Raw genomic sequence first — 19013 nt, 5'->3', positions numbered from 1 at the left:
CCGTGTCGGAGAGGGGAGCAAAAAGCTGAATTTTTCGTTGCTCCTCCCTTTCCGTTTCGGAGAGGGAGGCTGGGAGGGAGAGGTTCATCGAACTCACGTTAACATAGTGTCTCCTACAGAAGGTGGTTCGTTTCCTTATCTATATTTTTCATGAATCAAATAGGACTGCGATAATGTCCGAATAATCAGTATGATTCCCATAGTAGTTAACCACTTACTTACTACGTACTTGAATTTAAGTAGTCCTTCTACTTATCGAGACTCAGGAGGTTGTTGCAGGCGTAATAGCGTATTGTAAACCTGACTTTTTAAGATAGTATTATTTTGTAGTTCTATAGTAATTTTATTGAACTGTTCAAATTTTAAACCATTATCTTCAACAATTTTTTGAGCGTGGGTACAGTAGTTCACTGCAATATCTTGAGCCTTCTTTGGAAGACCATTTATACTATTGGAATCGTTGCAGACAATATTGGGAATTTCTCCATTACCAATAAGTTTTTTAATTTCTTCAAAGGCATTTTGACGGGCTGGCTCCATTGCTAGCACGGCTTGAGCGTAACTGTTAATTTCCGTATTGTTAACTATTGGTGATGGAGTTTGAGCATCAGCTTTGGAACTCAATGAAAAAGCGTTGAAAATCACACCCACAGTAGCGATCGCGCCGAAACAGAACGATCGCGAAAGGGTTCGCTTTCGGCCAGTTCGAGAAGATAAATCAGAAATTTTTTTCATATAGCGTGTGACACGAAACTACATCAGGGATATTATAAGAACTTTGAATTATTTTCGGAGTTGGAAGTTCCAGGAACTGCTAAATACATAAAGCTTTTATATTTGACTGTCAATTTCCTCGGCATACTTGACAAAGTTCGATTACTTTAGTCTGGAGAGTTGACATTTCTGATGCTCCTTGCTTGAGGCTAACCTCTAATTCCAGCAGTAGGGGTAAGCAAGAGATTAACTGTTGCACAGAAAGCAGCTTGATTTCTTGCTGTAAGAAGTAAATCCGTTTGGGATTACCGATATCAGCAGCATTAGCGATCGCTGATTGATTCCGTTCCCCACTTTCTATCATAATCTTTACCCACAGCCAGGTGCGAAATTGTCCAATCAGCGTCGCAACTATCCGTAATCCCGGCTCAGAAGCATTGCTCAAATCTGCCAGTGTTGTCAAAGCTTTAGCTGTATCTCCTGTTCTAATTGCTGCTGCTAATTGTAAGCTATTTTGAGTAGTATTTCTTACTAACTTCGTAACAGTATCTATGTCTAAAGGCTTATTGCTACCTTGGACATATAGCCGCAATTTCTCTAGCTCATTGTAGAGAAGCCGTGTATCATTGCCAACAGATTCTGCCAACAGATGGGAAGTATTGGCAGTCAGTTTCAGGCCTACTGTCTGAGCTGCTTGATTAACAGATTGCACCAGTAATTCTGTTTTCCAAGGGGGGATGAGGGGAAATTCTCGGAATTCGGTAGCAAACTGTTTTAACAATTTCGTGGATTTGAGCCGTTCATCTGGCTTATTGCGGCTGGTAAGTAATAAAAATGAGTTTTCGGGAATGACTCTTAGCGATCGCCCCAATTCTGCCAACACATTCTCTGGACAGTGCTGACACAGAGTAGTGTTTATCAGCCATACCAAGCGCCCACCAGCGCCAAAAGTAGGCGTCATCACCTGATTTAACCCCTGGATAGCAGCATCAGCTTGATCTGGGGAGAATGCAGTGTAGTTAAAACTTGTCCATTGGGGATCGAGGACGCGATCGCGCAAAAGTGCGATCGCCTTTTCCATCGCAAAATCATCTTCACCCCAGTAAACATAGATTGGCATAGATAAACCTCTTAATAGATGGAGAATCGGGCATTGGGCAAAACAATTCCGGGTGCTGAGTAGGGTATCTGACTTCTTTACTCAGAACTCAGCACGGGCTAAACGCCCCGTTACCGCTAACATAACTCGGCACTATTGAGGGGCATTGAACACAAAAGGCACAGGTGCAAAGAGGAAAACTTACTGCAACTTCTCCCCTGCTTCCTCATCTCCCCACTCCCAAAAATTAAATACTTTTGAAATCATTCTGTTAATCAAGGTAATTTTCCCTAAAATCTATCAAGTGAGAGCGTGAGGCTATGAAGATTGGACGACAACTATCAAACTTACTTAAATCGGTTAGCACGACTGACGCTGCCAGAAGCCTACAGATCCCAAGCCCAGCATATTCAGGAATCTTCTAAGTTTCAGCCACATTCTGGGTTGAGACAAGCAGTATCCTTTCCTGGCTATACGCTAATTACCCCGCCGGCAGAAGAAGAATCACCAAACTCTGCTTTCTATGCCAAATTACAGACTTACCAACAGGAACTTTTGCAGTTGCCTGTAAACCGTAATTTGATTGTACCTGTACCTCCTGCTAGCTTCCATCTGACTTTAGCGGATTTAATTTGGGACAATGCTTACCTTGATGCCTACGAAAAAAATTCCAAATTTGACGAGGAGTTACACTCTTGTTTAGCCGAAATATTCCAGCAATATCAACAATTGATGACAAACGGGAGTCATCCGATTAAATGGCAAATGCTGGGACTGATACTGATGCCAAGAGCTGTAGCCGTGTGTTTAGTACCTCAAGATGAACGCTGCTACGAAGAAATTATTAAATTTCGTCGAACAATTTATCAAAATCCCAAGTTAATTGCCTTGGGTATTGAGCAGCATTATCACTTCACAGCCCATATTACGTTAGCCTATTTTGGGGAGGTTTCATCTGACTTAGATCGCGCAAACTTCAGCACAATGCTTTCTCAATTGAACGAAAAATGGCTGTTTAATCTGCCAGAATTTTTGATTGATCGCGTTGAATTGCGAAAGTTTGACAACATGACACGCTATTATCGTGAACCAGACTGGCCGATTTTAGATTTTTAAGTAATTAGTAATTAGTTAGTAGTTAGTAGTTCACACTCACTGACTACTGACTACTGATTATTAATTAGCTTAAAATTTCGGTTGTTGATAACCAAGGTAAATTGCTTCTAAAAAAACATCAGGCGTAATAGCTTCTGGCAATTTTTCTAAATTAATAATAGCTTGGACTTGCTCGGCTAGCTTTAGAGATAGTGATGCTCTTGCCTTTAATGACATTGCACCACGTCGCTGTAAATACTCACGAATCACAGCAAAATCATCTGGCATCAATTGCGATAAATCAGCAATTTCAATTAACTGTTCGTAAAGTCCTTTTGCCTGTTCTGAAATTATCAATCTGGCAGATGCAGTGGGTGTTTGGGCTTGAATTACAATTGTGCCAGCAGCTAAATCACCTAAGCGCTTTTCGCGACTACCCAACATAATTAAAAAAGCGCCAATATACAAAGTTTCATCAAAGGGTCGCAATAAAGCACGTAGCGTTGCTTGTTGTAGCCCGATCAGTCTACCATCATCTCGAACTACGCGAATTTTCGCAAAGCGTTTACCAGGAGTTTGCCCAAACCATAATGTTTCAAAAAATACAAAATAGCCGATGTAAATTGCAAAGGCGATAATAAAGAAAATTGCGAACAGCCAAATATCTAAACTTGGTAAATTTTTAAAAAAGTATTCAACAAAATTTAACAACTGTATCGAGAAGACACTCCAAGTAAGGACAAACAGAAGTAAAGTTACACCCAACACTGTATAGTCAATCAGGAGTGCCAAAGCTCGATTTCCGATTCCTGCTAGAGTGAATTCCAACTCTACACTTTCTGGAGTCTGGAATGTGATGCGATTAAAAAAGCGCATATAACTAATTCAAAATTAATAGAGTTGGATTAAAGTATTGGGTTAACGAAAATCTTGCGAGGGAGGTTCTCGTAATTGTAAACCTAGACCTTCACGCCGACTACGCAAGTCTAAGTATAAAACAGCTTTTAGTGCTTGCCAGAATGGCATGACTAAAACTCCACCGATCAAGCTTCCAATCAAAGAAATAATATACACAATCGAGTAAATAGCAGTACCAGGCTCAAGCCTGATCAGGAATAAACTAGGTATATAGTTTAATACAAACACCAACGGCAATGTAACGATAAAAGCAACTAAAACAATGCCTTGAATGCGAAATACTGAGGCTTTAGTTAGATCCCAACTTCTGGCAACACTTTCGCCACCATTGATATTTTCCTCAACTGCTAAAGGTACTTCAGCTACTATCCAACGAGAGTAGAACCAGGTTAGTCCTAACAATATAATGCCTGCCGTTACAATTATTGCCAATGTGGTTATGGCTATAATGCCTGAAGTACCTAATATTCCTCCTAATGCTACTCCGATCAAGCCAGCTAGTACACCGCCCACGATCGCTAATCCAATATAAATTACCAGCAAAGATATACCTACTTGCAAACCAACTCTTAAAAATGACCAAAGGCGTGGATTAATATGGCTTGTGGCAGTTTGAACACCTTCAGGCTGGTAAATCAATTCTCCAAAAGCCAAGCGTGAAATTAGTCCAGAGATGGCTGCATATTTTGCCCAACCATACACAGGAACTAGAACCCACAAGTGCGCGATCGCAGCCAGATTAAGATAAGTCTTCAAATGAGAACGATACAACCGTACCGCAGCACTGACAACGTTACCGATACTCAGTGGTTGTATCTGGCCGGAAGATCCAAAGTTTTCAGACATAATGCTAAATTTCCCTTGAAATTACGGAGATGAATTTGAGGCTATCTTAAGCTAAGTTAAACTCAGTGTTCCCAAAATTCATGAATATTCAACGTTGGATTGCACGACGAGAACCGAATTGGCAGCGTTTGGATGCCCTGTTAAGGCAGATAGAAAAAAAAGGGTTAAAGTCCTTACGGGCAGCAGAAATTAGAGAGTTAGCAAGTTTGTATCGTTCAGTGGCGGCAGATTTGGCGCGTGCCCGCACTCAGCAAATCGGCAATACTTTAATCCAAAGTTTACAATCTTTAACAACTCGTGCTTATACGCAGATTTACCAAGGTTCGCGGCGACAAGAATGGCAGGCAATCCTAGAATTTTATCGTTGGGGATTACCATCTGTAGTCCAGAAATCATTTGTATATATTGCTATGGCAACGGCGCTATTTCTACTAGGCGCACTAGTGGCTTGGTGGTATTCTTGGCAAAACCCCAGCTTTATGCCTTTAATCGTACCTGAGAGCTTGATTACCAAGGTACGAGATGAGCATAAATTATGGATGGGTTCAATTGTTGGTGTTGAACCTCTAGCATCCAGCGGCATCGCAATCAATAATTTGTCGGTATCTTTTGGGGCTGTCGCTGGTGGTATAACAGGTGGAGCATACACAGCCTATTTGATGGTATTTAATGGTTTATTAATTGGTGCTGTTAGCACTTTAGTTGGTCAAAATAATTTGGCTTATCCTTTTTGGGCTTTTGTATTTCCGCATGGTTCCTTGGAATTACCCGCGATCTTTTTTGCTGGGGGTGCGGGATTTTTACTAGCAAAAGCAATTTTATTTCCTGGTAAATATCGCCGTGGAGATGCACTGAAATTCTATGGTTATCAGGCAGCGCAGTTAGTATTTGGGATTGTACCAATGTTGATTATTGCTGGTGCAATCGAAGGTTTTTTCTCCCCTAATCCTAATGTACCCGATGCAATTAAATATTTGGCAGGAATAGGATTATTTATACTTTTAGTGCTGTATTGTAAACGCAAGCAAACATAAAATAATAAGGTGACTGCGTAAGACATCCTTCTCAAGAAGAGCGATACGATGAAGGGCAAAATCCTCAAAATCCTGATTCTGTTTAGATGCACAATTACAGGGACTCACCAATAAACATCTGTGTTTATCTCTTTTTTACTGAAGTGATAATTTTTAGATTGCATGATTTACTCACTTTTAATTATTTCAATTAAACTTGAAGTCTTCATTAATTTGTAATCAAATAATTTATTCAAGCAAAATCAATAAGAAAAAACTAATTTAATATTTAAACATATCTTAATTTATTGCTTATCAATTGTTAAATAAGCTTTAACCATACAAAATGTAGCCTATTTAAGATTGGAATTACAGCAGTAACATACTCTTGAATCAGAGATAATATGATTTTTTCGACCGCCATATTGAATCGTGTCGTTGCTACTTCAATGGTGACAACTTCTGTCGCACTTAGCCCATTTTTTGGTGCGATCGCACAAGCTGAAACTCTCAATGGTGCAGGAGCGACTTTCCCGGCTCCGCTTTACGAACGCTATGCTCGTGAAGTGAAGAAGAAATATCCAGACTTAAAAATTAACTACCAAGCAATTGGTAGTGGTGGTGGTATTCGTCAAGTTATCGCTGGAACCGTTGACTTTGGTGGTAGTGATGCTGCAATGAAAGATGATGAAATCGCTAAAGTCAAGAATGGTGCAATCTTAGTACCGACAGCAGGCGGTGCTGTTTCTGTTGTTTACAATCTTCCAGGCGTTAACAATCTCAAATTATCCCGCGCGACACTACCAGCAATTTATTCAGGTCAAATTACCAAATGGAATGACGCAAAAATTAAAGCTGATAATCCAGGCGCTAATCTACCAAATCAAACAATTAAATTTGCTGTTCGTGCCGATGGTAGCGGTACAACTTTCATTTTTACGAATCACTTGAGTGCCATCAGCGGTTATTTTAAAGGCAGGGTTGGAACTAACACCGCTCCAAATTGGAACCTGCCAAATGTCCTCAAAGGCAAAGGGAATCCGGGCGTAGCTGCTATAGTAGCTCGTACTCCTGGTTCTATTGGTTATGTTGAATATAGCTACGCTGTCCAAAATAAGCTGAAATCAGCATTGGTACAAAATAAGAACGGAGAATTTGTTGCTCCTTCTTTAGAATCTGCGAATGCAGCTTTATCAACTGTCACTTTCCCAGACAACTACCGCGTTTTTATAGGAGATCCAGGACAAGGTTATCCCATTGTCGGTCTTACTTGGATGATGGTTTACAAACAGTATGCTAATGCTGCTAAAGCTGATGCAATTAAGAAATGGATTAATTGGGTATTGAAAGACGGTCAACAGTATAACGATGACCTTAACTACACCAAAATTCCATCTAATGTAGCAAATCGAGTGCTTCAGACAGTGAATAGCTCTGTCAAGCCTTAATTTGTAATTTTTAGGACTTACTCACAAGAGTCCCCCAATTCCCTTAAAAAGAGGGGTATTTTAAAAGCCCCCTTTTTAAGGGTAGAAGGATTATTTTATTACTTTTATCCCTTAATAGACTGAGTTAATAACTTGCTCTACTAGTAAGAAAAATCTGTTTTATTAATTTGAAATGGCAAATTTATCAGATAATTCAAATCTAGGCGATGAAAATTTCGATCTAACTACTACTAGCGGTATAAATTTTTGGTTTGACCAAGGTTTTACACGGCTAGTATACTTTTTTGCCGTAATTACCGTTGCAGTACTATTGTTGATGAGTTGGGTAATTTTACACGAAGCTCTACCAGCCATTAAGCAGTTTGGAATGGGGTTTTTGTGGGGACAAGATTGGGATACAGGTAATCAGATTTTTGCTGCATTACCCTATATTTATGGAACTTTAGTAAGCAGTGCGATCGCTATTTTATTCGCTGTTCCAGTGGGAATAGCAGTAGCCTTAGTCACAAGTGAAAATTTTTTACCTACATCGCTGCGAATCACCCTAGCATTTGTTGTTGAATTAATTGCTGCAATTCCCAGTGTAATTATTGGTTTATGGGCGATTTTTATCTTTATTCCAGTTCTAGAACCTCTACAAAAGTGGTTAGCCAGTACTTTTAAATGGATACCACTATTTAATACAGAAGATCCTTCTGGGACTAATATGTTGACTGCTGGGGTTATTCTCGCCATCATGATTTTGCCCACAATGGCAGCAATTAGTCGTGATGTCTTAATAGCTATCCCTAAAGAATTACGTAGTGCATCTATGGCTTTGGGTGGTACTCGTTGGGAAACAATTTTTCGAGTCTTGCTACCATCTGGATTTTCTGGAATAGTAAGTGCAGCAATGCTTGCTTTAGGACGGGCTTTGGGTGAAACAATGGCTGTAACTATGGTGATTGGTAACTCTGCTCAAATCAGCGTTTCTTTACTCGATCCAGCTTATACAATTCCATCTGTATTAGCTAATGAATTTGCCGAAGCTGAACCGGGATTGCATATAGGTGCTTTAAGCTATTTAGCATTAATTTTGTTTGGGTTGACTCTAACTGTAAATATTGGCGCTGTAGTATTGGTGAAGTGGGTTGGCAGAAAAAATCAATAACACTATATCGCTTTGAAACTCCTATAAATATCTCAGTGTAAGAAGACAATTATCAATCAAACTTTTTCAAACTTATGAGTGGTTATGTTCAGTTAGAAACAAATGAATCTTTGGCGGCAGAATTATGCAGTCCTCTGCCAAAAAAGCGAGTCATATTTACATACTTAATGACTGCGATCGCCTTTGGTCTTACAGGTCTAGTACTCGTTCCTTTATTATCAATTTTGTGGGAAATTTTCATCCGGGGTATATCTGGGCTGAAATCAGAAATGTTTGTCAAAGCAGTTATTGATAATGGCTTTGGCAATGCCATTTTGGGAACCATAATCATGGTGGTAATTGGTGCTATTTTCAGCATTCCCACAGGGATCATGACAGGAATTTTTTTAGCAGAATTTAGTCAAACTAACCCAGTTGCTAGTATCGTTCGCTTTGTCACTAGTATTCTTACAGGCGTACCTTCAATTGTTGTCGGCGTTTTTGCTTATGGTGTGATAGTTTTGGTAACTAAAGGATTTAGTGCGATCGCAGGTGGTTTTGCTTTAGCCGTGATTATGCTACCTGTAATAATACTGACAACAGAAGAATCTTTAAAGCTGATTCCCACATCTCAACGCCTTGCCTCTGCTGCTTTAGGCGGAACTCGCTTCCAAACTACTTTTCGCATTGTTGTAACTACTGCAATCCCCGGAATTACTACAGGCATTTTATTAGCTGTAGCTCGTGCGGCTGGTGAAACAGCACCCTTAATTTTTACTGCTTTATTTAGTCTAGATTGGTCAGAAGGATTGTTAAGTCCTACAGCTTCTTTACCAGTATTGATTTTTAACCTCTACAACGACCCCGATCCACAGAAAAGTCAATTAGTCTGGACTACTTCTATAGTTCTACTCGGCTTAATTTTATGTGTCAGTATTCTTTCTCGCTTAGTTATTAGGCAGAGAAAAATAAAATGAGAATTCTATAATATTCATCTGACTCCTGAATTCTGTTTTTATAAATTTTTATTTCGCACCTTGGGCAAGTATGAGTAACCTAATTCCAGCTATCAAAGTTAAAAACATCAGCTTTTACTATGGGACAACAAAAGCTATTGAAAAGGTGTCGATAGATATTTATCAGAACCAAGTAACCGCAATTATTGGCCCTAGTGGTTGTGGTAAATCTACCTTTATCAAAATTCTTAATCGCATTAGCGAATTAGAAGGCCCTGTGAAAGTTGAAGGAGATGTAGAATTTTTTGGTCAGAATATTTATGATCGTCGTGTCAACATCAATCGATTACGCCGCCAAATTGGTATGGTGTTTCAAAAACCAAATCCTTTTGGGATAAGCATTTACGAAAATGTTGCTTACGGTATAAGAATAGCAGGCAGGTATTCAAAATTAGAATTAGATGAAATTGTTGAATCAGCCCTCAAAAGTGCTGCTCTTTGGGATGAAGTCAAAGATAAGCTGGATAAATCAGCTTTAGGGCTTTCTGGTGGTCAGCAACAAAGATTATGTATTGCCCGTGCCTTAGCAGTCAAGCCGAAAGTTCTGCTAATGGATGAACCTTGCTCGGCTCTTGACCCCATCGCCACCATGAAAGTTGAGGAACTACTTCATAGCTTACAGTCTGAGTTGACAATTGCGATCGTTACTCATAATATGCAGCAAGCCGCTCGCGTCTCTGATTTTACGGCTTTCTTTAGTACCGATGAAAGTCGGATTGGTCAAATGGTTGAATTTGGCGCTACAGAGCAAATCTTTAACAACCCATTAGACCCCCGCACCCGCGACTACATTTCAGGACGTTTCGGTTAAGATACTTTCAAACATGACTTATTGATTTTTGTCGATCTAGCTTGCACAATAAAATACTCATAAAATGTAGTTTAAAAAAGTTACTAATTTATCTTTATAAAAAAATAACTCCTCATTATCTATAAGAAATATACAGCAGAATTCAGAACTCCGGAGTAAAATACACTTTATATCTGGTTAACAGACTTTGCTTGCGTACCTCACCAAATTTAAATCTGCTGTATGATATTCATATTTTGATTTCTACCTAGCTATCTCAAATCGAACTAGACCTAATCCTTTTTTATAAGAAAGGATGCTATCTAAGTCAAGGTGCAAAAGATGGGTGTAAAAAGTCCGTAAAAGATAAATTTTGGAACACAGTCTTGATACAAATATCTAATAACACTTTATTTGCTGTATGACTACTGTATAGCTACGTAATTTCCATGAATATCTCATTTTCGCAGTAACATGGTGAAACAGCATTGCTGATTTGTACTGTTTTACTTAATCAAGTTTTGTTTTAGACGTTTTAGGAATATGAGTAAACTAATTCCAGCCATCAGAGTCAAAAACTTCAGCTTCTCTTACGACACTCAAAAGATAGTTGAAGGCGTGTCAATGGATATTTACCAAAACCAAGTCACGGCAATTATTGGTTCTAGTGGTTGTGGGAAGTCTACTTTTCTTAAATCGTTAAATCGCATGAGTGAATTAGAAGCAGAAGTAAAGGTTGAAGGAAGAGTAGAATTTTTTGGGCAGAGTATTTATGAGCGTCGTGTCAACATCAATCGCTTACGTCGCCAAGTTAGTATGGTTTTTCCCAAACCAAATCTTTTTCCCATGAGCGTTTACGATAATGTTGCTTATGGAGTGAAGTTAGTTGGATGGCATCCGAAAGTAGAATTAGATGGAATTGTTGAATCTGCCATCAAAGCTGCCGAACTTTGGGATGAAGTGAAAAATAAACTACACAAATCTGCTTTAGAGCTTTCTGGCGGTCAACAGCAAAGATTATGTATTGCTCGTGCTTTAGCGGTTAAGCCTAATGTTCTTTTGATGGATGAGCCTTGTTCAGGTCTCGATCCTATGGGTAGTATGAAAATCGAGAATTTAATCCATAACTTGCGTTCTGAGTTAACAATTGTGATTGTTACTCACAATATGCAGCAAGTTACTCGCCTATCTGATTTTACGGCTTTCTTTCATAGTAATGAAAATCGTATTACTCAAATGGTTGAATTTGGTACTACCAATAAAATCTTTACTAACCCTGCGGATTCTCGTACCCGCGACTATGTTTTTGCTCGTGTCAGTTGAAGTGTTTTTTAAATTTTAGCTATTCAGAGGGTTAATACATAGTGCAAGCGGAAATGAGGGGTTAAATTGAATTTCTGCTTGCTTTAAGTTTTTCTGGTGTTGGGCAATGCAATCTGATATTGACAGTATTTTTTTATACTATATACTTAAGAAAAGTATTTGCTCTAGACCACCTGAATCACAAAATGAAATGTCCCCGGTGCGAATCTACTTCATATCGTAAAAATGGTCGTCGGAATGACAAGCAGAATTACCTCTGCAAAAATTGTGGTAAACAATTCCTAGAATCTGTATTCTCTCGTTCCTTAGAAACTGACTCGCTTGCTAATAGCAACGGATATACTAAAGTATCTACGGCTGAAACGACGGAACTTTCTTTATTAAAAAACCTGCCCGAAGAAGAAATCACAGAGAAAAGCCTTAGCTCTTTTAGTTTGACATTAGCTGAACAACTGCTGCAAACAATATTATCGCCTAGTTGGTTAGAATCTGCTGCTTTCAGCCAATTTATCCAAAAAATTCAACCAAAAGCTGAAATAAAACATCAATTAGATACAGGAATATCACTTCTACTTTTGGATGCAGAAAACTTAAAATTAGATATTAATTCAGAATTATTTTTAGCTAGTGCCTGCAAGTATCCTCTCCAATTTAAAATGGCATTTGCTAACTGGAAAAATCCAAGTATTGGAAAGCAAGATATTGAACTATATAACCGTGGCTATCAACTTGTCCATGTGCCAGAAGGTAAGGATAGTGCTGATGCAAAAATGATTGCTTTCGGTGCTTGTATTGTACGTTTTTATCCAACCGTTAAAGAAATATTAGTCTGTTCTAGCGATGGAATTTTAATTCACCTCTGTAATGAACTCCAAAACCAAGGATTAATTGTCTATTGGGTACGTAGACAAGGGCAAACTTTGCATATAGAAAACCGGAATACTGGCAAATTCACTCATTATTCTTTAGCAATGGCAACAGAAGTTCCATCTTTAGAAAAAGTGGTTGAGCAAATTCAAGATTTAATTAAAAATGAACAAGATTCAATCAATACTCGATTACACAGGTTAACAACGATTGCAAGTTTGTTTCAAGAAAGATCCAATATCAATAATAAATCTAATTATAAGCAACCAGAAATTGAAGAAATTACCCCTATTATAAATAATTTATCTGCACAATTAATTCAAGAAGATCCTGCGGAAATCCCTAATGAAAAAACATTAGATAAATTATTATTAAAGATTATTCAAGATATACAAACAAAGTCTCCCCAAACTCAAGTGTCTGTGTCCAAACTAGGCTCAGAGTTACGGAGAATAACCGGAGAATCTCCTAATTCAATTATTAAAAAATTAAAGTTAGGTTCCAATTTTACCAAATATCTAAAATCATCTCCCACGTTTACATTAAAAATGAATGGCAAGGAATATGAGGTAATGCCGCTATTCTCCGAATAGATACTTTTTAGATGTCTACGTATAACCTGAGCCTATAATTCAGTATTATGTAAAAAGATGTAAAGAAATGTAAATAATACGATGCAGAATAAAGTTGTTGTTATTGTCGGTGCTACTGGTGGTATTGGTTCAGCTTTAACACAAAAACTTGCGCCTACCGGAGTTCGGTTGGTACTGGCTGCCAGAGATGCGGTGCGTTTAACCACTCTGGCTGCTGATTTACCAGGACAAGTTTTGACTGTTCCCACCGATATTACTGACCCCAAACAGGTAGATACTTTGATAGAAAAGACCATCGCTGAGTTTGGTCAAATTGATATTTTAGTGAATACAGCAGGCGCTGGTATACTCAAGCCCTACAATAGCCTGGAACCTGCTGATTTAGACAAGATGTTAGATGTCAATTTAAAAGGCAGCTTTTACACCACTCAGGCGGCGGCTGAAGAAATGCAAAAGCGCAAGTCTGGTCACATCTGTAATGTCGTTGGAATTTTGGGCAAGCATTCGATGGGGATGGCGGCAGCTTATTCGGCTTCTAAGTTTGGTGTTGTCGGTTTTAGCAAGTGCATGGCAGAAGAACTCAAGCGTTTTGGTATCAAGTTCACGCTATTCTACTTTGGTGGGGTAGATTCTCCTTTTTGGGATAACGTCAACCTAAAAGTAGACCGGAAAAAAATGCTCAGTCCTGAAACTGCTGCCAATGCGATTTTCTTTGCTCTTTCTGCCGAACCGCAAGCTGTGCCAATGGAAATTAACATTCAACCTGATAGTCATTTATTCTTTTAGAGTGGGAGTACGCTTACATAATTCTTGCTTAGGAAAGAAGTGAAAATCTAGCAAAAAAGGCAAAATTTACAGATATATAAACTGTTATGCTTGATTTTCAATATTTATGAAAATTGATCACGTTCATTTCTATGTAGAAGATGCCAAAGTGTGGCGAGATTGGTTTGTACGCCATCTTGGTTTTCAAGCAGTAACCGATCGCATCAGTTCATTTCACACTTGTACAGAAGTGGTGAAAAATGGTAGTGTCTGCTTTTTTCTATCTTCACCCCTGTTACCTACAAGTCCAGTAGCTGAATTTCTGCGTCAATATCCACCTGGTGTGGCAGATGTCGCTTTTGCTGTCGAAGATGTTGAAGGCGCGATCGCACTAGCTCAAAAATACGGTGCGACAATCCTACAACCCATCCAGGAACGCCAGATAGGTACGGCATCCCTCAAGTATGGCAAAATTGCCGCCTGGGGTGGACTGACTCATACGTTAATAGAAAGGTCATTGGTCAGTAGTCATCCGTCATTGGTTTTTGACAAAGGACAAATGATAAATGACAACACTTTTACCGCCATAGATCACATAGTGTTAAACGTGGCAGTTGGTGAATTGGAAAATGCTGTGGCTTGGTACGAAAACATTCTAGATTTTCAACCCCAGCAGGCATTTAAAATTAAAACCAATCGCTCTGCTTTACACAGCCAGGTGATGGTTTCGCGCAACGGTAGCGTCCAATTGCCAATTAATGAACCTGCTTCTAAGAATTCTCAAATTCAGGAATTTCTAGATGTCAATCGGGGGCCAGGAATTCAACATATTGCCTTGCGGACGACTAATCTTGTGAATGCGATCACTAAATTTCGTGCCAGTGGTTTATCCTTACTCTCGGTTCCCCAAAGCTATTACACACAACTAAAACAGCGTCCAGGAATTACGCTATCATCTCTAGAACTAGAAGCGATCGCTCAACAAGAAATTCTCGTAGACTGGCAAGAATATACTTCTTTAGAGGGAGGCAATACTGCACCTTTATTACTGCAAATTTTCACCCAGCCCATTTTTGAACAGCCGACATTTTTCTTTGAGTTTATTGAACGCCGTTTTCAAGCTCAAGGTTTTGGCGAAGGTAACTTTCGCGCCTTATTTGAAGCCATTGAAAGCGAACAAATCAAACGCGGTACTTTGCAATGAGGTCATCGTCGATACTTTCTTAAAAAGAGTTTACAAAAAACCTTTAGCTAGACTTAATACCCTGAAAAAATAGCCATACATCTGAGATAAACTTAATAAAAATTAACTTTTACCGCCGATGCTAAGACTTATTACTGACTTCGACGGCCCAATTATTGATGTTTCCGAACGTTACTACCGTGTTTATCAATTCTGCTTAGATAAAACCCGTCGCCCAGATCAAGTAGTGCAAGAACTTCCGAAAGCGGAATTTTGGCAGTTAAAGCGATCGCGTGTTCCCGAAAAACAAATTGCGCTAAATTCCGGGTTAGACGAAGCCCAAGCCCAAGAATTTGCCCAGCTGCGACGACAAACTGTGCATACAGAACCCTACTTTGACTATGACACCCTCGCGCCTGGTGCTGTGGATGCACTGTTAAAAATTCAACAAGCTGGAATTGATTTAGCAGTTATGACCATGCGCCGATTTCGGGAACTAGATTATGCCTTCCAAAAACACGATTTAGGGAGATTTTTCCCAGAAAATCGTTGTTATTGCTTGAGTAACGACTATGTTAAAACTCGTGATATTGAAGATAAGCCCTTGTTAATGGCTAGGGCATTAAAAGAACTGCCCCCAGCTACTGATACCTGGATGGTGGGAGATACGGAAGCCGACATCACTGCTGCGAAAAATTATGATATTAAGGTGATGGCTGTAGAATCTGGGATTCGCGATCGCACCCAATTAGAACTTTACCACCCCGACTTAATTGTTCAGGATTTCAGCGCTGCTGTAGATATAGTTCTAAAACCTAAATATCTTGTCTAAAAAGGCTCTGTAGAAGCAATTCAGGTTGCAAATTAAAATAGGAGTCAGAATAGCTATTCTGACTCCTGACTTTTTTATCTCAGAAGAACACATAAAAACCATGTCTTCTTTATAGAAACCTGCTTACAGGAGTGGTTTAACGTAGAAAACTACTAACCAACCACAACAATATAAACGTCACTACAGTAGAGAACTGATTAGTTTCCAGATTGATAAATGATATTTGTGGTAGGAGCCAGCTAGCAACTAATCCCCCAGCGATTAGGCCAATTATTAAACTGACCAGGGTGAACAAAACTGCTCGGCCAAATTTGCCTTCCTTGCGATTGAGAAAGTAAATACTAGTGCCTACGCCAACCACCAATGCTAACTGCAAAACCTGATCGCCCCCCTCTGGATAGAACAGGCTAATAGAACTCAAACCGAGAAACCAAGCTCCTGGTAAGAGTATATCCGCAGGCGTTGGCTGATCGAGCATCCGTTGCAGCCATGCAGGTGACTGCTCACGAGGGGTTGGACTTTCTTTAGGAGGCGATTGCACTCGCAACTCTGGAAACCGTATCCGCTCAGGGACTTTAATTTTACCTTCCTGGCGCATCCGTAAGCGATCCATTAAAATCGCATCGTAAGCTGCCTCAATCACTTCTAAATGCTTGGCGTCGCCATTATGTTGATCGAATAGGCGATTACGAGCATCCTGAATTTCATCGAAGCTAGCCTCTTCTGATACCCCAAGTTTTTCGTAGGGATTTTGATCGCTCATGGGAGTTTGTTACTTCAGCCTCAATCAGCGGCAGTCTTTTATCGAAAAAAACAGCTTTAGGTTTTATTTTGATCGAAACTAAAGTCTCGATCTATTTATATGCCCTACCAGGATAGTAGCACGGGTTAGTTTGATCGACTTTGTAATTTCAACTATAGTCACTTTAACATATCGCTATAACTCCGTGTATACCCTCATGTCGTTGTCTAATTCTGGCTCTAATCTAGAATTTGAACGGAGAGTACCTAAAAGTCATGGTTTTTATGAAAAAATCAACTTTAATGTTTCAAATTTGGCAACTTACTGTGCCCTAAAATAGTTTTTTTTAATTATACTGAATAATCGCTTGTGGTATATATCCACATATCGATTTAAAATTGAAACGTTTTAAGTTACCACCTAACAGGGATCGAGAAGGTGCCTTGCTATCAAGAACGGTTGCAGTTCAAGTCAGAGCGCTTATATACTGTTGGCTAACAGAAGTTTCGCCTTCTCATTGCCCACAATCCTGATTAGAGTATTTATTTTAGAACAATCGGGATTGTTATACCGTAGCCATGTAGATTCTTAGTTAGTCCTAAAGTGGCAACTGCGTTTTTACGCAACTCTCTTGTTAATCTTACGAATTTTTGTGCAAAGTAATGGTCATGGCTCCTGCCAAGATTCTTGTAGTTGACGACGACCCTGCGGTTCGGAATTTAATCCAACGCTTTTTGATTAAGCAGAACTATCAGGTGGAGGCTGCCGAAGACGGAAAGACAGCCTTAAATCTATTTGAGCAATTTAACCCTGATTTGGTGATTTTAGATGTGAATTTACCAGATGTCACAGGGTTTAACCTCTGCCAAGAGATGCAAAGTCGTAATGGTGTTTTTGTTTTGATGTTGACTAGCCGTGCTGACGAAGCTGATAAGATTCGCGGTTTTGCTAAAGGTGCTGATGACTATCTCACCAAGCCTTTTGGACTAGGAGAGCTAGAAGTTAGAGTCGGAGCTATTTTGAGGCGTCAGCGAGTGATAACTACTGCCGAGCAGAAACGCTTGGTATTTGAAAAACTTATGATCGATCCGGTGCGACGGGAGGTAGCACTTAATAACCAACCAGTACCCTTAACTGCTCTGGAATTTGACTTGTTGCATTTTTTAGCTAGTCATCCAGGCCGAGTTTGGCGGCGGGCAGAACTAATCCAAGAAGTGTGGGATTATGAATATGTCGGCGACCAGCGGGTTGTAGATGTTCATATCGGCCAAATTCGCAAGAAGATTGAAATTGATGCTAGTCAGCCAGCATTAATTCAAACTGTACGTGGCGTAGGCTATAAGTTTGAATCTGCTGCTCACCCCCAGCAGTTGGAAGGCAAGTCCTGAGTTTATAGTCTAGAGTTAAAAACTCTTGACTGTTAACTCTTGGGGAGCCATTAGTGAATTTCTTTAGTAAAAGACAAATTTAGACAATTAAAATAAGTAGATATTCCTCAAATACACGCCAAACAGTTATTTGAGATATTTATTTATCTATTTAAAATAGTGGGCAGGGGAGAGAGTCCACTGGAAAATATTTCTTGGTATCTAACCGTTTTGGTAGATATAACGGTGCTGAGATTGGAGTTCATAGGGTATATAGCTGTGCATTGGTAGTCAAATGAAGCTAAAGTCCCCTTAAAAGCCCGTTTCTAGCCTCTGTCTGGAAATGCTGCTCATTGAGCTATTGCTGTAAGCCAGGTAAGCGGCAGCCTCAAAATAGATATTTCCAGTTGGAGACTGAGAACAAAGGTAAATTCCGCTCTATTACCAACTACTTTTGGCAATAAGAGAAACTATTAGAACTTTTTTATCGATCGGAATTTACCGATCTTTTTTATTGTAATATTGCCGATCGCTATTAGCTTAAAATCCCGTAAATGGGGCACGGTATGCCGTGTCCCATTTACAGGGGAATAACGCCCTTCATAGCAGTACCTATGGAGTGTCTAGTAAATTAGCTGTTGCTGGTGAGTCGGTACAGGGCATTTCTACTGAGGAGTGGTGGAACAAAGTTTCCAGATAGACTCGTGCAGCACGGCGATCGCTATCTCCATTTTGGAGTAAAAACAATGATAGCGCCGCCGTCAACACTCTGTTTTCATCCCAATCAGGATGGGTTTCTAAGTAGTTTTTTAAGGATTCGTGGAGTGTTTCAGGAATTTCTGTAAAGATGCTAACCGTTGATTTCATAAGATTTTCCTCCTATGAGGATAATCAAGAGGGACAATTTGCTTGCGGTAAACCGGTTTAGGGCTTTACACGCTCTTTCGCTATCCCGACAATCTGCACTTGCATTTGATAGTAATATATTTTACACATTTGATGCCAGCCGATTGAACGGTTTATAAAAGCAAGCCGCATCATTGTGCGCCAAGAGGGGGTGGGTTTGTCAATGCTGCGAAATGTTAAAAACGATTGTATAAAAAATAAATGCGAACGAAATAATCAATATTTCAGCTAGTTTTTTGTTACTTTACTTTACAAAAACTCAGTCTTTAAACTTCTTTGCTACTTGTAATCAACAATCCCCAGTAAGACAGCAAGAAGCCTATTAGCTCGTATAGCACCTGTGGAAAACTGCTAAAATCCCTGTGGA

17 protein-coding genes and 1 pseudogene are annotated in these 19013 nt (G+C 39.5%); 12 read left to right on the top strand and 6 right to left on the bottom strand.

The annotated features are described in order from the left end of the window. Positions 1 to 252: 252 nt before the first annotated feature. Together RMY16_RS04380 and holA are read right to left on the bottom strand one after the other, a co-directional pair. On the bottom strand, positions 253 to 735 hold the full coding sequence (locus RMY16_RS04380; protein ID WP_322735330.1) for a DUF4168 domain-containing protein: 483 nt from the start codon (positions 733 to 735) through the stop codon (positions 253 to 255). A 109-nt stretch (positions 736 to 844) separates the two neighbouring features. Next, the gene (holA, locus tag RMY16_RS04375) at positions 845 to 1834 is read right to left on the bottom strand and encodes a DNA polymerase III subunit delta (protein WP_322735329.1); all 990 of its coding nucleotides are present in this window, start codon (positions 1832 to 1834) and stop codon (positions 845 to 847) included. Positions 1835 to 2140: 306 nt separating this feature from the next. Between holA and RMY16_RS04370 the strand changes: the two genes are divergently transcribed. Continuing rightward, positions 2141 to 2929: a DUF1868 domain-containing protein gene (locus RMY16_RS04370; protein WP_322662324.1), complete on the top strand. Its 789-nt coding sequence runs from the start codon at positions 2141 to 2143 to the stop codon at positions 2927 to 2929. Between the two features lie 69 nt (positions 2930 to 2998). On the opposite strand, the gene RMY16_RS04365 is transcribed toward RMY16_RS04370, so the two are convergent. Next, the gene (locus tag RMY16_RS04365) at positions 2999 to 3784 is read right to left on the bottom strand and encodes an RDD family protein (RefSeq protein WP_322735328.1); all 786 of its coding nucleotides are present in this window, start codon (positions 3782 to 3784) and stop codon (positions 2999 to 3001) included. Positions 3785 to 3826: 42 nt separating this feature from the next. Further along, entirely contained in the window at positions 3827 to 4672 is an 846-nt protein-coding gene (locus RMY16_RS04360; RefSeq protein WP_322735327.1) for a hypothetical protein, read from the bottom strand. Between the two features lie 80 nt (positions 4673 to 4752). Here RMY16_RS04360 and RMY16_RS04355 point away from each other — a divergent pair, with 80 nt between their 5' ends. The 10 genes from RMY16_RS04355 to RMY16_RS04310 all read left to right on the top strand — a co-directional run bounded on the left by RMY16_RS04355 (position 4753) and on the right by RMY16_RS04310 (position 15631). Then, the gene (locus tag RMY16_RS04355; protein WP_322735326.1) at positions 4753 to 5706 is read left to right on the top strand and encodes a stage II sporulation protein M; all 954 of its coding nucleotides are present in this window, start codon (positions 4753 to 4755) and stop codon (positions 5704 to 5706) included. A gap of 383 nt (positions 5707 to 6089) precedes the next feature. Further along, positions 6090 to 7133: a phosphate ABC transporter substrate-binding protein PstS gene (gene pstS, locus RMY16_RS04350; RefSeq protein WP_322662332.1), complete on the top strand. Its 1044-nt coding sequence runs from the start codon at positions 6090 to 6092 to the stop codon at positions 7131 to 7133. Positions 7134 to 7305: 172 nt separating this feature from the next. Next, the gene (pstC, locus tag RMY16_RS04345) at positions 7306 to 8283 is read left to right on the top strand and encodes a phosphate ABC transporter permease subunit PstC (protein WP_322735325.1); all 978 of its coding nucleotides are present in this window, start codon (positions 7306 to 7308) and stop codon (positions 8281 to 8283) included. 74 nt (positions 8284 to 8357) lie between these two features. After that, positions 8358 to 9239 carry a phosphate ABC transporter permease PstA gene (pstA, locus tag RMY16_RS04340; protein ID WP_322662336.1) on the top strand — a complete coding sequence of 294 codons (882 nt, stop codon included), beginning with the start codon at positions 8358 to 8360 and terminating at the stop codon, positions 9237 to 9239. 70 nt (positions 9240 to 9309) lie between these two features. Next, entirely contained in the window at positions 9310 to 10089 is a 780-nt protein-coding gene (gene pstB / locus RMY16_RS04335; protein WP_322662338.1) for a phosphate ABC transporter ATP-binding protein PstB, read from the top strand. Positions 10090 to 10611: 522 nt separating this feature from the next. Next, positions 10612 to 11391: a phosphate ABC transporter ATP-binding protein gene (locus tag RMY16_RS04330; protein ID WP_322662339.1), complete on the top strand. Its 780-nt coding sequence runs from the start codon at positions 10612 to 10614 to the stop codon at positions 11389 to 11391. Positions 11392 to 11576: 185 nt separating this feature from the next. Further along, positions 11577 to 12851, top strand: coding sequence for a transposase-like zinc-binding domain-containing protein (locus RMY16_RS04325; RefSeq protein ID WP_322735324.1), 1275 nt, complete (start codon positions 11577 to 11579; stop codon positions 12849 to 12851). Between the two features lie 81 nt (positions 12852 to 12932). Continuing rightward, positions 12933 to 13637 carry an SDR family oxidoreductase gene (locus tag RMY16_RS04320; RefSeq protein WP_322662343.1) on the top strand — a complete coding sequence of 235 codons (705 nt, stop codon included), beginning with the start codon at positions 12933 to 12935 and terminating at the stop codon, positions 13635 to 13637. A 106-nt stretch (positions 13638 to 13743) separates the two neighbouring features. Then, positions 13744 to 14820 (top strand): 4-hydroxyphenylpyruvate dioxygenase, encoded by a 1077-nt coding sequence (hppD, locus tag RMY16_RS04315; RefSeq protein ID WP_322735323.1) that lies wholly within the window; start codon positions 13744 to 13746, stop codon positions 14818 to 14820. A gap of 118 nt (positions 14821 to 14938) precedes the next feature. Next, complete coding sequence (locus RMY16_RS04310; protein WP_322735322.1) at positions 14939 to 15631, top strand: HAD family hydrolase; 693 nt, start codon at positions 14939 to 14941, stop codon at positions 15629 to 15631. A gap of 136 nt (positions 15632 to 15767) precedes the next feature. Here the strand turns inward: RMY16_RS04310 and RMY16_RS04305 are convergent, their stop codons facing one another. Further along, complete coding sequence (locus RMY16_RS04305) at positions 15768 to 16394, bottom strand: CPP1-like family protein (protein ID WP_322735321.1); 627 nt, start codon at positions 16392 to 16394, stop codon at positions 15768 to 15770. Positions 16395 to 17041: 647 nt separating this feature from the next. On the opposite strand from RMY16_RS04305, the gene RMY16_RS04300 reads away from it, so the two are divergent. Further along, positions 17042 to 17761, top strand: a complete 720-nt coding sequence (locus tag RMY16_RS04300) for a response regulator transcription factor (protein WP_194040360.1) — start codon at positions 17042 to 17044, stop codon at positions 17759 to 17761. 654 nt (positions 17762 to 18415) lie between these two features. Here RMY16_RS04300 and RMY16_RS04295 read toward each other — a convergent pair. Then, a pseudogene (locus tag RMY16_RS04295) lies at positions 18416 to 18607 on the bottom strand (DUF2811 domain-containing protein); the annotation flags it as partial. Positions 18608 to 19013: the final 406 nt, after the last annotated feature.

It is taken from the genome of Nostoc sp. DedQUE12b, assembly GCF_034530835.1.
GTDB lineage: Bacteria > Cyanobacteriota > Cyanobacteriia > Cyanobacteriales > Nostocaceae > Nostoc.
Note: the sequence above shows the minus strand (reverse complement) of the source record. Positions and strands in the feature narration are given on the sequence as shown.

Excerpts from the sequence above, each read along its gene's own strand:
- RMY16_RS04380 (WP_322735330.1), bottom strand. The coding sequence starts at position 735 with ATGAAAAAAATTTCTGATTTATCTTCTCGAACTGGCCGAAAGCGAACC.
- holA (WP_322735329.1), bottom strand. The coding sequence starts at position 1,834 with ATGCCAATCTATGTTTACTGGGGTGAAGATGATTTTGCGATGGAAAAG.
- RMY16_RS04365 (WP_322735328.1), bottom strand. The coding sequence starts at position 3,784 with ATGCGCTTTTTTAATCGCATCACATTCCAGACTCCAGAAAGTGTAGAG.
- RMY16_RS04360 (WP_322735327.1), bottom strand. The coding sequence starts at position 4,672 with ATGTCTGAAAACTTTGGATCTTCCGGCCAGATACAACCACTGAGTATC.
- RMY16_RS04355 (WP_322735326.1), top strand. The coding sequence starts at position 4,753 with ATGAATATTCAACGTTGGATTGCACGACGAGAACCGAATTGGCAGCGT.
- pstS (WP_322662332.1), top strand. The coding sequence starts at position 6,090 with ATGATTTTTTCGACCGCCATATTGAATCGTGTCGTTGCTACTTCAATG.
- pstC (WP_322735325.1), top strand. The coding sequence starts at position 7,306 with ATGGCAAATTTATCAGATAATTCAAATCTAGGCGATGAAAATTTCGAT.
- pstA (WP_322662336.1), top strand. The coding sequence starts at position 8,358 with ATGAGTGGTTATGTTCAGTTAGAAACAAATGAATCTTTGGCGGCAGAA.
- pstB (WP_322662338.1), top strand. The coding sequence starts at position 9,310 with ATGAGTAACCTAATTCCAGCTATCAAAGTTAAAAACATCAGCTTTTAC.
- RMY16_RS04330 (WP_322662339.1), top strand. The coding sequence starts at position 10,612 with ATGAGTAAACTAATTCCAGCCATCAGAGTCAAAAACTTCAGCTTCTCT.
- RMY16_RS04325 (WP_322735324.1), top strand. The coding sequence starts at position 11,577 with ATGAAATGTCCCCGGTGCGAATCTACTTCATATCGTAAAAATGGTCGT.
- RMY16_RS04320 (WP_322662343.1), top strand. The coding sequence starts at position 12,933 with ATGCAGAATAAAGTTGTTGTTATTGTCGGTGCTACTGGTGGTATTGGT.
- hppD (WP_322735323.1), top strand. The coding sequence starts at position 13,744 with ATGAAAATTGATCACGTTCATTTCTATGTAGAAGATGCCAAAGTGTGG.
- RMY16_RS04310 (WP_322735322.1), top strand. The coding sequence starts at position 14,939 with ATGCTAAGACTTATTACTGACTTCGACGGCCCAATTATTGATGTTTCC.
- RMY16_RS04305 (WP_322735321.1), bottom strand. The coding sequence starts at position 16,394 with ATGAGCGATCAAAATCCCTACGAAAAACTTGGGGTATCAGAAGAGGCT.
- RMY16_RS04300 (WP_194040360.1), top strand. The coding sequence starts at position 17,042 with ATGGCTCCTGCCAAGATTCTTGTAGTTGACGACGACCCTGCGGTTCGG.